The following is a 12797-nucleotide window of genomic DNA, read 5'->3' as shown; positions in this document are numbered from 1 at the left end:
CACGACGATGAGGCAGCCCAGGATGATGACCACCGAGATCAGTACCGCCAGAGAACAGCAGTTGTTCAACGGGAAGAACTTTCATGTGGTCATCTATAACAAAACGGAAAGCGTGAGCGGGCTCCACCAGCATGATTACTACGAATTTACCGTCGTATTAACCGGGCGCTATTACCAGGAGATCAATGGCAAACGGGTGCTGCTGGAGCGCGGGGATTTTGTCTTTATCCCGATGGGCTCGCACCACCAGAGCTTCTACGAATTTGGTGCGACGCGCATCCTTAACGTCGGCATCAGCAGGCGCTTCTTTGAGAAACACTATCTGCCGCTGCTGCCGTTTGGCCTGGTGGCGTCGCAGGTCTATGCCGTGCAGAGCGCTTTTCTCGGCTATATTGAGTCGGTCATCGCCTCACTCAATTTTCGCGAAACGGAATTTGACGAATTTATCGAGCTGGTCTCCTTTTATGTCATTAACCGTTTACGTCACTATCGCGAAGAGCCGGTTGCAGACGTCGTCCCACAATGGTTAAAAAATACCGTTGAGGCCATGCACGATAAACTGGAGTTTGGCGAGAGCGCCCTCGAGAATATGGTTCGGCTATCGGGCAAAACGCAGGAGTATTTAACCCGGGCGACCCAGCGCTATTATGGTAAAACGCCGATGCAGATAATTAACGATATCCGTATCAACTTTGCCAAAAAGCAGCTGGAAATTACCAACTATTCGGTGACGGATATTGCCTATGAGTCAGGGTACAGCAGCCCGAGCCTGTTTATTAAAACCTTTAAAAAGCTGACCTCGTTTACGCCGAGCAGTTATCGCAAACATTTGACCAGTATTAATTAAACCCGCGCGGTATTAGCCGCCCGGCTTACACCGTAACTAATTTAAGTTAACTGTCCGCATTTATGCGGAGAGCGGCCTGCGCCCAGGCGCAGCGCCTAAGGGAGAAAAAAATGAGCCAGAAATTAAAAGTCGTCACCATTGGCGGCGGTAGCAGCTATACCCCGGAATTACTGGAAGGTTTTCTGAAACGTTATCATGAACTGCCGGTGACAGAGCTGTGGCTGGTGGATGTGGAAGAGGGCCAGGAGAAGCTCGATATTATCCATGCGCTGTGCGAGCGGATGGTGGAAAAAGCCGGCGTGCCGATGAAGGTTTATAAAACGCTGGACCGCCGCGAGGCGCTGCAGGGCGCGGATTTCGTTACCACCCAGCTGCGGGTGGGCCAGCTGAAGGCGCGTGAAAAAGATGAGCGCATCCCGCTGAGCCACGGCTATCTTGGCCAGGAGACCAACGGGGCGGGCGGGCTGTTTAAAGGGCTGCGCACCATCCCGGTGATTTTCGACATCGTGAAAGATGTGCAGGAGATCTGCCCGGACGCATGGATCATTAACTTCACCAACCCGGCGGGCATGGTCACCGAGGCGGTCTATCGCCACACCAGTTTCAAACGCTTTATCGGCGTGTGCAACATTCCCATCGGCATGAAGATGTTCATCACCGACGTGCTGCAGCTCAGCCCGAGCGATGAGCTGAACATCGACCTGTTCGGTTTGAACCACCTGGTGTTCGTCCGCGACGTGCTGGTTAACGGCGTCTCGCGCTTCGATGAACTGCTGGACGGCGTTGCCTCCGGCCGCCTGACCGCGAACTCGGTAAAAAATATCTTCGACCTGCCGTTTAGCGAGGGGCTGATCCGCTCCCTGCGCCTGATCCCATGCTCCTATCTGCTCTATTACTTTAAGCCAAAAGAGATGCTGGCGATTGAGATGGGCGAGTACTATAAGGGCGGCGCGCGCGCCCAGGTGGTGCAGAAGGTGGAGAAGCAGCTGTTCGAGCTGTATAAAAATCCGGATCTCAAGGTCAAGCCGAAGGAGCTGGAGCAGCGCGGCGGCGCCTATTACTCCGATGCCGCTTGCGAAGTGATCAACGCTATCTATAACGACAAGCAGACTGAGCACTATGTGAATATCCCGCATCATGGCCATATCGATAATATCCCGGCGGACTGGGCGGTCGAGATGAGCTGCACCTTAGGTCGCGATGGCGCGAAGCCGACGCCGCGCATCACCCATTTCGACGAGAAGGTGCTGGGGCTTATCTACACCATCAAAGGGTTTGAAGTGGCGGCCAGCCAGGCGGCGATCAGCGGCGAGCTGAACGACGTGCTGCTGGCGCTGAACTTAAGCCCGCTGATCCATTCCGATCGTGACGCCGAGCAGCTGGCGCGGGAGATGATTCTGGCTCATGAAAAATGGCTGCCGAACTTTGCGGCGACGATCGAAAAACTGAAAGCGTAACGGGAGCGGCAAATGGAACGCGTATTGATCGTCAACGCCGACGACTTCGGCCTCAGTAAAGGGCAGAACTACGGCATTATCGAAGCCTGCCGCAACGGCGTGGTGACATCGACTACGGCGCTGGTCAACGGCGCGGCTATTGACCACGCCGCCCAGCTGAGCCGCAGTACGCCGGAGCTGGCGGTCGGGATGCACTTTGTGCTGACGCTGGGCGAACCGCTGTCGGCCATGCCGGGGTTAACCCGCGACGGCCGGCTGGGCAAATGGATCTGGCAGCAGGCGGAAGAAGATACCCTGCCGCTGGAGGAGATTGCCCACGAGCTGGCGTGTCAGTACCGTCGTTTTATCGATCTCTTCGGCCATGAGCCGACGCATCTCGACAGCCATCACCATGTCCATATGATCGCCCCGATCTATCCCATCGTCGCCGCTTTTGCCCGCGACAAGGGCATCGCGTTGCGCATCGATCGCCAGGTGGCGGCGCAGAGCGGTCTCGATCAGCAGGCGGCGCGCAGCAGCGCAGGCTTCAGCAGCGAGTTTTATGGGGAAGCCGTCTCTGAGGCGCTGTTCCTGCAGACGCTGGACGCCTCAATCGCCCGCGAGGAGCGCTCCCTGGAGGTGATGTGTCATCCGGCCTTTGTCGACCAGACCATCATGGGCAGCGCCTACTGCTACCCGCGGCTGGGCGAGCTTGATGTGCTGACCTCTGCCACGCTGAAAGCGGCGGTGGCCGACCGGGGTTATCGCCTGGGAACCTACCGCGACGTGTAAGCCCGACGGGGGAAAGGAAAGTGAGTCAAGCCCGGCACACCGTGCCGGGCTTTTTGCTATGCCGGAATAGCGGCGATTTTCGGGCTTCTCGACCACACCCGGTGGGCCGTCATCAGGGCGAGCAGTTTATCTGCCGCCGGGGTGTCGAGAGCATCGGTAACGATGACGCCCTCTTCGCCCTGGGCCGGGACCTGGAGAACCGACGTTAACTGCCGCGCATCGCCTGCCAGCAGGATCGGCTTCAGGTGCTTATAGGCCTCCAGCAGGTAGTAGCGCGCATCGCCGCTCTGGCTCAGGGCGCTGAGGTCGCCGCCGGGCACCACCACGGCATCCACCGTCAGCGATGGGGAACCGGCGAAGGTGCCGGCGATCGGCACGGGAGAACCATCGTCGGCGATGACCTCGCCCATCCGCGAATAGAGCAGTTTACTGTGCACGCCCTGGGCCTGTAGCGCCTGCAGGAGATGGACCAGGTCCTGCGCCGAGGTACGCTCATTGAGCAGCACCGCCACCACGCGACCTTTCACATCCCCTTCGGCGTCCGCATAGAGGCTGAGGGTGGGATCTTTCTCCACGCCGTTGACCGGGGAGGGTAGAATGAGGCTGCGCTGCTCATCGCTCAGTTCAATACCTAAATTCGCCCCGACCGCTTCCGCCAGCCGGGTATCAATATGGGCCAGGTGATCGACCACCCGCTCGCGGATCCAGGTGCGGACCACTTTGCTGAGCTCGAAGCTGAAGCCATCGATAATATGCTGCTGCTCAATCGGCGTCTGGCTCAGCCAGAACAGACGCGGCTGGGCGTAATATTCGCCGAATGAAGGGCTGCGCTGGCGGATCTTCTCGCCGTCGACGCGTTCGGCAAGGGACTCGAAACCGCCGCGTTTGGCGGCTGGCGGCGTCTCGCGCGGCCAGTTGTCGTTGATCGAGTTGGGTTCGTAGTTGGCCGGGTTGGTGTCAATCTCCATCCGGTGCATACCGTCGCGCTGGAAGTTGTGGTACGGGCAGGTTGGCCGGTTGATCGGGATTTCATGGAAATTCGGTCCGCCGAGGCGGCTAATCTGCGTATCGGTGTAGGAAAAGAGACGTCCCTGCAGCAGCGGATCGTTGCTGAAATCGATGCCCGGTACGATATGCCCGGGATGGAAGGCCGCCTGTTCGTTCTCGGCAAAGAAGTTGTCCGGGTTGCGGTTGAGGACCATTTTGCCGACCCGTTGCACCGGCACCAGCGCCTCAGGGATCAGCTTGGTGGGATCTAACAGGTCGAAGTCAAAATCAAATTCGTTCTCATCGGGGATCAGCTGCAGCCCGAGCTCAAATTCCGGGTAGTCCCCGGCTTCAATGGCCTCCCACAGATCGCGGCGATGAAAATCGGGGTCACGGCCGGTCAGCTTCTGCGCTTCATCCCACACCAGCGACGCCTTGCCGGCGACCGGTTTCCAGTGGAAGCGAACAAAGGTGGCTTTGCCCTCGGCATTGATCAGGCGGAAGGTGTGGATCCCAAAGCCTTCCATGGTGCGATAGCTGCGCGGGATGCCGCGATCGGACATCGCCCACATCACGTTGTGCAGCGTTTCCGGCTGCAGGGAAACGTAGTCCCAGAAGGTGTCGTGAGCGCTTTGTCCCTGGGGGATGGCCCAGTGGGGCTCAGGCTTCACGGCGTGGACAAAGTCGGGAAACTTCAGCGCGTCCTGAATGAAGAAGACCGGGGTGTTGTTGCCGACGAGGTCAAAAATCCCCTCGTCGGTGTAAAACTTGGTGGCGAAGCCGCGAATATCGCGAACGGTGTCCGCCGACCCCGCGCCGCCCTGCACGGTGGAGAAGCGCACAAAGACCGGGGTGATTTTATCGGCTGCCGAGAGAAAATCGGCTTTGGTCAACGCTGTCAGGCTTTTGTAGGGCTGGAAGTAACCGTGGGCCGCTGAGCCGCGGGCATGTACGATACGCTCCGGAATTCGCTCATGGTCGAAGTGGGTGATCTTCTCCCGCAGAATGAAATCTTCCAGCAGTGTTGGGCCGCGGGCGCCGGCGCGCAGCGAGTTCTGATCGTCGGCAATGCGCACGCCCTGGTTGGTGGTCAGCGGATAGTCTTCTCCGCCTTTGCGCTGCGGCTCCAGGGCGTCAAGTTTGCTGCTGTGGGTATCAGGCGCTTTCAGGCTGCCAGGGGCGGTCGGTTCAGCGCCAGGGGCGGTGGGTTTCGGCGTGGGGCGCCACTCCCGGTCATCCGGCGCCAGCGAGTCGAGACCCGGCTGCGCTTCCTCGCTGCCGTGAACCGGTGCCTGCTGGTGGTGCGGGTTTGGGTGCTTATCAGACATTGCTCGTCTCCTGCTTTCATTGCTAAAAGTGGTCGTTGATAAACCAAAACCCTTCTAACTATAGAACATTACGCTGGCTGCGCCCGGCGAGGGGGCAGGGAGTTATCCTAAAATGCGCATCGGCGGCAGGGGGGCGACGAACGGGGCCACGATCGGCTATGATAGAGGTTTCTGTTTCCCGCTTTGCTTAGTGAATCCATTTGTTATGAAACCATTGCGCCAACAAAATCGCCCTGTCATTAGCTACGTGCCGCGCGTGGAGCCTGCGCCCCCGGAACATGCCGTGAAAATGGACCATTTTCGCGATGTCTGGATTTTGCGCGGGAAGTATGTCGCCTTTCTGCTGATGGGGGAGCATTTCCGCCGTTCACCGGCGTTCAGCGTGCCGGAGTCGGCGCAGCGCTGGGCTAACCAGGTGCGTCAGGAAGGTGAGATTGAAGCCTGAATCTGCTGCAGAAATAAAAAAAAAACCGCTGATTATCAGCGGTTTTTTTGTGCTTACCGTTTAGCGATGCGCCAGTTCGGCCTCTTCTTCGCTATCGAAAATCGACTTGTCGGTCTGGCGCAGCCACTGACTGGTCAGCGTCCCGGCGGTCATGGAGCCGTTAACGTTCAGCGCGGTACGCCCCATATCGATCAGGGGTTCGACGGAGATCAGCAGCGCCACGAGGGTCACCGGCAGGCCCATCGCCGGCAGGACGATCAGCGCGGCGAAGGTGGCCCCGCCGCCCACCCCGGCGACGCCCGCCGAGCTGACGGTGACGATGCCCACAAGGGTGGCAATCCACATCGGATCCAGCGGGTTGATGCCTACGGTCGGTGCGACCATCACCGCCAGCATGGCCGGGTAGATACCGGCGCAGCCGTTCTGACCAATGGTGGCGCCAAAGGAGGCGGAGAAGCTGGCAATCGACTCCGGTACGCCGAGACGACGGGTCTGCGCTTCCACGTTCAGCGGAATGGAGGCGGCGCTGGAGCGGCTGGTGAAGGCGAAGGTAATCACCGGCCAGACTTTACGGAAGTACTTCAGCGGGCTGATGCCGTTAATCGCCAGCAGCAGGCCGTGAACGACAAACATGATGCCCAGCGCGATGTACGAGGCCACCACGAAGCCGCCAAGCTTGATGATATCCTGTAGATTCGACCCGGCAACCACTTTGGTCATCAGCGCCAGCACGCCGTAAGGGGTCAGCTGCATCACCAGACGAACCAGCTTCATCACCCAGCCCTGCAGGGTATCGATGGCGGTCAGTACGCGCTGGCCTTTTTCCACATCCTCTTTCAGCAGCTTCAGGGCTGCGACGCCGAGGAAGGCCGAGAAAATGACGATGCTGATGATCGAGGTCGGGTTAGCCCCGGTGAGGTCAGCAAACGGGTTCTTCGGCACGAAGGAGAGGATCAGCTGCGGGACGCTGAGATCGGCCACTTTACCCACATAGTTGCTCTGAATGGCGTTCAGACGGGCGGTCTCCGCGCTGCCCTGGACCAGCCCCTCGGCGGTGAGGCCGAACATGTTGGTCACCAGCACGCCAACCAGGGCGGCGATCAGGGTGGTGAACAGCAGAGTACCGATGCTCAGGAAACTGATTTTCCCCAGCTGTGAGGCATTGTGCAGGCGGGCCACCGCGCTAAGGATTGACGCGAAGACCAGCGGCATAACGATCATTTGCAGCAGCTGGACATAACCGTTGCCGACGATATTGAACCACTGGATGGAGTCTTTCAGCACCTGGCTGTCAGACCCATAGATCAGCTGTAGCGCCAGACCGAAGATCACGCCAATCGCCAGGCCGACCAGGACCTTCCTGGCCAGGCTCCACTGTTTATGGCGAGTTTGCCCCAGCGCAAACAGCAATACGGCGAACACGACTACGTTCGCTATTAATGGAAAGTTCATCCCCGTTCTCCTGATATTTTTATAACCTGGGCTGGTGGATAACCAGCTCTTATGACCGCAAGGTTAGCAGAAGGCGTTATCAAGGACTTATATTCAAATGGAATGGGTTATAACCAAATGGCGTTTTCTGCCGGTTTATCGCCCACTCTGGTGACTTATGAAGCGATTGAAGGTGATCTGCAGGGAATTAATCACCCCGGAAGACCAGCGTATCGCGCTGTTGTCCGCCAGCGTCTGCGGCATCCAGACGGCATAGACGAACAGCGCCATGCATAAGGCGCGCTCCAGCTGGTTGCCTTTGCGCGGCGCAAGGATCGGCAGCCGGAAGCGCCAGCGACAGGGCCATAGCAGCGGCACTCCGGCGGGGGTGAGCATATCGGCGAGAATGTGGCTGAGATAGCCCAGCACCAGGCCCTGGAGGGCGTCCGCCGGGACAATCCAGCTGTCAGGCACCTTGAGGTAGAATAGCGTCAGCGCGCCAAACACCGCCAGCAGGCTGTGGGTGAAGCCGCGGTGGCCAAAGGCCCGCGCCACGGGCCTGGAGATCCAGCTCAGCCGCTGGCCAAGAAACGACTTTGGGTGATCGATGTCCGGCAGCAGGCAGGTCAAGACCGCGGAGGGCACAATATGCCACCAGTCGCCCTGCGCCAGCACCGGCGTTAACTCTGCGTTTTTGGCAAATACTGCGCAGGCGATTGAAAAGAAGAGATGGCCTTCCGCCGTCATGATAACACACCCTAAACTGTCGATTCATACAGTATAGGGTTTTTATACAGTGCACGGAAGAGGTGACGGTGTAACTCTTTGTCACAAATTCTCAGCGCGCCAGCCATCCGCCGTCGACGGCCAGGGTATAGCCATGAATATAGTCGGCGGCGGACGAGGCGAGAAACACCGCCGGCCCCTGCAGGTCACCCGGCACCCCCCAGCGACCGGCGGGGATACGCTCAAGGATTGCCTGGTTACGCTCTTCATCTTCGCGCAGCGCCTGGGTGTTATTAGTGGCCATATACCCGGGCGCAATGGCGTTGACGTTGATACCCTGGCCAGCCCATTCGTTGGCCAGCAGGCGGGTCAGACCCAGCACGCCGCTTTTCGAGGCGGTATAAGAGGGGACGCGGATCCCGCCCTGAAACGAGAGCATCGAGGCGATGTTAATAATTTTCCCGCCTTCACCCTGGCGAATGAACTGCCTGGCGACCGCCTGGCAGAGGAAGAAAACCGCTTTCAAATTCAGATCGATGACCGCGTCCCAGTCGCTTTCCGTGAAGGTCAGGGCGTCATGGCGGCGGATAATCCCGGCGTTGTTAACCAGAATATCGACCCGGCCCATCGCCGCCACCGCCTGGTCGACCAGAACGGTCATATCATCCTGATGGCTGAGATCCGCCTGAATGGCATGAAAGCGGCGGCCCAGCGCCTCAACCTGCGCGGCCGTGTCGTGGGGGATTTTGCGATTGATGCCGACGATATCGCATCCGGCCTGCGCCAGGCCCAGCGTCATTCCCTGTCCCAGGCCGGTATCGCAACCGGTCACGATGGCGACCTTACCCGTCAGGTCGAAGGCGTTCAGTACCATATTCACCTCTGCGTGCTGATCTTCAGGCGTACGATGACGCCACCTGTGCCCAGCATAGAGGCAGAAAAACAAAATTACAATTAAAATGAAACGCTGTTTTGTTTTTTATTGCCGGCGGCGTGACGGCGATCGCGTCAGCCGCCAGCGGCCTTACCCGAGCAGCGCCTCGACGGTCAGGGCCTGCAGTGACGGCAGCTTGACGTCCGCCAGCACAAAGCGCGGGTCGCGGCTGTTCTCCGCTTCCGGCACTACGATAGCGCGCATGCGCGCAGCTTTGCTGGCGATCATGCCGTTGACCGAGTCCTCCAGCGCGACGCAGCGCTGTGGGTCGACCCCGAGGGCGGCAGCGCAGTTGAGATACACCTGCGGGTGCGGTTTGCTCCAGGGCAGATGCTCCGCCGAGGCGAGGGCATCAAACTGATCGCGCAGCTCGAACATATTGAGCACTTTCTCCAGCATCACCAGCGGCGAGGCTGAGGCCAGCCCAACCTTCAACCCCTGGGCTTTACACAGGGCCACCGCCTCTCGCACCCCCGGCAGCAGCGGACGTGAGGCTTCCACCAGTTCGATGGCGCGACGGATAATGCGCGCGGTGGCTTCCGCGCGGTCCACGCCGCGCCACGGCTGCTGCGCGTACCACAGATCCACCACCAGGTCAATTCGCAGACCTAGCAGGTCGGGCAGTTCATCGCGGCGGCGGGTATCCACCCCCAGGCTCTCCATGACCTCGACCTCCGCCTGATCCCAAAGCGGCTCAGAGTCAATCAGCAACCCGTCCATATCAAAAATCGCAGCCTCAATGCGGCGCTTCGCTGACATATGTCCTTCTCCTGTTGCGTAATCAGATAAACGAATCGGCATTCATGGTATATCATACCGCGCGTTATTGGGCGAAATTCGCCGTGGAAGATAGACTTATACCCGACACATTCGGGTAAGCGAGGAGCGCCTGCGCCACGCCACGGGCGGCAGGCGAACCACTAACGCGTCTTTAACAAGGGGAACTCATGACGTACCAACAAGCTGGACGCATTGCGGTCATCAAACGTATTTTGGGATGGGTCATCTTTATTCCCGCCGTGCTGTCGACGCTGATTTCTGTCCTCAAATTTATGTATGAGCACAGTGAAAAGAAACCCGGCATTGACGCGGTAATGATGGATTTTGCGCACGTCATGATTGAGATGATGCGCTTTAACACGCCGTTCCTGAACTTTTTCTGGTACAACTCACCGCTGCCGGATTTCCACCACAGCCTGAACATCGGCTTCTGGATTATCTTCATTCTGGTGTTCGTCGGTATGGCGCTGCAGGCCTCCGGCGCGCGGATGGCGCGGCAGGCGAAATTTCTCCGCGAGGGGATTGAGGATCAGCTGATCCTCGAGCAGGCGAAAGGCGCGGAAGGGTTAACTCGCGAGCAGCTCGCCGAACGCATTGTGGTGCCGCGACATACGATCCTGGTGCAGTATTTCCCGCTGTACGTGCTGCCGGTGATCGTAATTGTCATCGGCTACTTCTTCTTCTCGCTGCTGGGCTTTCTCTAAGCCAGGTGCCCGGTTAGCCGGGCGCCATCTTATTCCGCCGGCAGAGGGCGTGGTTTACCCTGATTATCGACGGCAACGTAGATAAACAGCGCTTCCGTCGCCTTGTAGCGCTGGCCAATTGGTTCTGAAGAGACTTTTTTCACCCACACTTCGATGTTAATGGTGACCGAGGTATTGCCGCGCTTCACGCAGCGGGCATAGCAGCACACCACGTCGCCGACGGCCACCGGGCGTAAAAAGGTCATCCCATCCACGCGCACGGTCACCACGCGACCCTGGGCGATCTCTTTGGCCATAATGGCGCCGCCGATATCCATCTGCGACATCAGCCAGCCGCCAAAAATATCCCCGTTGGCATTAGTATCCGCCGGCATTGCCAGGGTGCGTAAAACCATTTCGCCCTTCGGGGCGAGATCTGTTGTTGTCATGCTCTACTCTGTTGTGGTCAAAGACGATCAGCGGGATGCTACTATGAAAACGGCGGAGAGAGAATAGGGGATAGCGCCCGCGGAGGCGGGCGCAGGCTGCCGGGGAATTAGTGGTGGTCGTCCTGCGGCATATGACGGTAGATGTAGATCCCGCTCAGCAGGGTAAAGACCAGCGTGAGGGCGGTTAAGCCGAAGACCTTAAAGTTAACCCAGATATTCTGCGGCAACCAGAAGGCGATATAGATATTAGCCAGCCCACAGAGGATAAAAAACGCCGCCCACGCCAGGTTTAGACGCGACCATACCTGCTGCGGCAGGGTCAGCTCTTTACCCAGCATGCGCTGGATAAGCGGCTTTTTCATTACCCACTGGCTGAACAGCAGCGCGCCGGCGAACAGCGCATAGATCACCGTCACCTTCCATTTAATAAACTCATCATTGTGGAAGAAGAGCGTTAATCCGCCGAAGACGGCCACCAGCACGAAGGTGATCAGCGCCATTTTTTCGATTTTACGGTAGCGCACCCAGCTGTAGATCAGCACGATGGCGGTCGCCACAATCAGCGCCGTGGTAGCGGCGTAGATATCGTAAAGCTTGTAGAAGGCGAAGAAGACCACCAGCGGTAAAAAATCCAGAAACTGCTTCATACATCGATCCCGTCTGTCAGGACGGACCGGGAAATTTCCAGGTCCAGGTTAAAATTAGCTACGGATAAGCATATATACGCGGAATAAATAGATCAGCAACAGGGCGGAAATCAGGTTGCTGATGGTGTTGATGACCACTGCGCCGACGTTCGGCGTCAGCACGGCAAAGCTGGAAGCGAACAGCAGCAGCAGGGTTTTCGCCACCAGCCAGCCGATAATGGCCGGCGCCACCAGCCGCAAATTGGCCCAGGCCAGACGCATGCTGCTGCGCATGGCGCTGAGGATGCCCATTTTGTCCTGCACCAGCATGATCGGCGCAAAGGCCAGCACAATGGCCAACAGGACGCCGGGCACCAGCACTAACATCATCCCCATCTGCACCAGGAAGGTGGTGAAGAGGATCAATAGCAGCAGCTTCGGCAGCACCGGCGCCGAGGCGCCGATAGCGCGCAGAGCGCTGACGCGATGACCGGCAGAGACCAGCTGGATGAGCAGCAGGACGCCGCCGGCGAGGATCGCATTGCCCACCAGACCCGAGAAGGTCGATGCCGCCGAGGCGCGCAGCAGAACCTGCTGCTGTTCCGGCGTCATATTCTGCACCAGCTCGAACAGGCCTGCGCTACCGGCGAGGTTGTCGCCTTCGCTGAGTATCGACAGCTGCTCGTCGCTGGGTGAAAAGGCATGGCCAAGTACTACCGTAATGAACGCGCACAACAGCGCAATCAGCAAAATGGTAATGAACTGATTACGAAAAAAATTCCCGGTGTCACGGTAGACGGACTTCGCCGTGATAGACATGCATTCTCCTTGAGTGTCGCAGGTGTTAACTAGCCGGCGATTGTACCGCAAATCGTTCCGTCGTAGCACTCTCTGCGCCGGTCAGGGCAGGTATATCTTTGTAAAGAGGCCGCAATGGCGGCAGGCCATAGCGCGCTCGCGCCCGGTTGCAGGCGTCGTTTTCCTCGCCATCTTCCCCGGACATGGCGAATTCGCGACATGGCGAGGGACGGTTTTCATAGATAGTGCAGTGGACGGCGTCGCCGATCTCGCCCGATAGCGCCGCGCAGCGGCCTTGGCGTTGATTGGTGCCGCTCATGCAGCGCAGGAAAGGGGTTAGCGGCTCGGTCAGCGCGGAGGGCACCAGGCCACCCGCGTCGTCGGCTTCCGCCCAGTAGAAAGAGACACGAAAATACGCACAACAGGCACCGCACGTCATGCACGGGTTGATTTCACTCATAATTACACCTGAAAAAAACGCATCAACACAGATTGTCGGCAGTTAACTTATCCAGCCGCCTCAGCGTCGGCAAGA

14 protein-coding genes are annotated in these 12797 nt (G+C 58.6%); 5 read left to right on the top strand and 9 right to left on the bottom strand.

Annotated features, from left to right (window positions below; genetic code table 11):
- Positions 1–22 precede the first annotated feature (22 nt).
- From chbR to chbG, 3 genes are all read left to right on the top strand, one after another.
- The gene (gene chbR / locus ACOI7D_RS01100; RefSeq protein ID WP_004203825.1) at positions 23–847 is read left to right on the top strand and encodes a transcriptional regulator ChbR; all 825 of its coding nucleotides are present in this window, start codon (positions 23–25) and stop codon (positions 845–847) included.
- A 110-nt stretch (positions 848–957) separates the two neighbouring features.
- Positions 958–2304 carry a 6-phospho-beta-glucosidase gene (locus tag ACOI7D_RS01095; protein WP_023289304.1) on the top strand — a complete coding sequence of 449 codons (1347 nt, stop codon included), beginning with the start codon at positions 958–960 and terminating at the stop codon, positions 2302–2304.
- 12 nt (positions 2305–2316) lie between these two features.
- A complete protein-coding gene (gene chbG, locus ACOI7D_RS01090; protein WP_072413024.1) occupies positions 2317–3075 on the top strand; it encodes a chitin disaccharide deacetylase in 759 nt (252 codons plus the stop codon).
- A gap of 56 nt (positions 3076–3131) precedes the next feature.
- Here chbG and katE read toward each other — a convergent pair whose 3' ends face one another.
- Positions 3132–5390: a catalase HPII gene (gene katE / locus ACOI7D_RS01085; RefSeq protein WP_109547476.1), complete on the bottom strand. Its 2259-nt coding sequence runs from the start codon at positions 5388–5390 to the stop codon at positions 3132–3134.
- A 190-nt stretch (positions 5391–5580) separates the two neighbouring features.
- On the opposite strand from katE, the gene cedA reads away from it, so the two are divergent.
- Complete coding sequence (gene cedA / locus ACOI7D_RS01080) at positions 5581–5835, top strand: cell division activator CedA (RefSeq protein WP_008807754.1); 255 nt, start codon at positions 5581–5583, stop codon at positions 5833–5835.
- 60 nt (positions 5836–5895) lie between these two features.
- On the opposite strand, the gene ACOI7D_RS01075 is transcribed toward cedA, so the two are convergent.
- The 4 genes from ACOI7D_RS01075 to hxpB all read right to left on the bottom strand — a co-directional run bounded on the left by ACOI7D_RS01075 (position 5896) and on the right by hxpB (position 9685).
- A complete protein-coding gene (locus tag ACOI7D_RS01075) occupies positions 5896–7287 on the bottom strand; it encodes an L-cystine transporter (RefSeq protein WP_023289308.1) in 1392 nt (463 codons plus the stop codon).
- A gap of 135 nt (positions 7288–7422) precedes the next feature.
- A complete protein-coding gene (locus ACOI7D_RS01070) occupies positions 7423–8013 on the bottom strand; it encodes a metal-dependent hydrolase (RefSeq protein ID WP_023289309.1) in 591 nt (196 codons plus the stop codon).
- A gap of 91 nt (positions 8014–8104) precedes the next feature.
- Complete coding sequence (kduD, locus tag ACOI7D_RS01065; RefSeq protein ID WP_032452531.1) at positions 8105–8866, bottom strand: 2-dehydro-3-deoxy-D-gluconate 5-dehydrogenase KduD; 762 nt, start codon at positions 8864–8866, stop codon at positions 8105–8107.
- A gap of 150 nt (positions 8867–9016) precedes the next feature.
- Entirely contained in the window at positions 9017–9685 is a 669-nt protein-coding gene (gene hxpB, locus ACOI7D_RS01060; protein WP_017898668.1) for a hexitol phosphatase HxpB, read from the bottom strand.
- Positions 9686–9873: 188 nt separating this feature from the next.
- Here hxpB and ACOI7D_RS01055 point away from each other — a divergent pair, with 188 nt between their 5' ends.
- Entirely contained in the window at positions 9874–10410 is a 537-nt protein-coding gene (locus ACOI7D_RS01055; RefSeq protein WP_023283571.1) for a YniB family protein, read from the top strand.
- Between the two features lie 29 nt (positions 10411–10439).
- On the opposite strand, the gene yciA is transcribed toward ACOI7D_RS01055, so the two are convergent.
- From yciA to ACOI7D_RS01035, 4 genes are all read right to left on the bottom strand, one after another.
- Positions 10440–10838, bottom strand: coding sequence for an acyl-CoA thioester hydrolase YciA (gene yciA, locus ACOI7D_RS01050; RefSeq protein WP_002901629.1), 399 nt, complete (start codon positions 10836–10838; stop codon positions 10440–10442).
- Between the two features lie 107 nt (positions 10839–10945).
- Positions 10946–11485, bottom strand: a complete 540-nt coding sequence (locus ACOI7D_RS01045) for a septation protein A (protein ID WP_004203842.1) — start codon at positions 11483–11485, stop codon at positions 10946–10948.
- Positions 11486–11539: 54 nt separating this feature from the next.
- On the bottom strand, positions 11540–12283 hold the full coding sequence (locus tag ACOI7D_RS01040; protein WP_023289311.1) for a YciC family protein: 744 nt from the start codon (positions 12281–12283) through the stop codon (positions 11540–11542).
- Positions 12284–12308: 25 nt separating this feature from the next.
- Positions 12309–12722 carry a YkgJ family cysteine cluster protein gene (locus ACOI7D_RS01035; RefSeq protein ID WP_023289312.1) on the bottom strand — a complete coding sequence of 138 codons (414 nt, stop codon included), beginning with the start codon at positions 12720–12722 and terminating at the stop codon, positions 12309–12311.
- Between the last annotated feature and the right edge of the window lie 75 nt (positions 12723–12797).

It is taken from the genome of Klebsiella sp. C360 (assembly GCF_048822415.1).
Classification (GTDB): domain Bacteria; phylum Pseudomonadota; class Gammaproteobacteria; order Enterobacterales; family Enterobacteriaceae; genus Klebsiella; species Klebsiella quasipneumoniae.
Note: the sequence above shows the minus strand (reverse complement) of the source record. Positions and strands in the feature narration are given on the sequence as shown.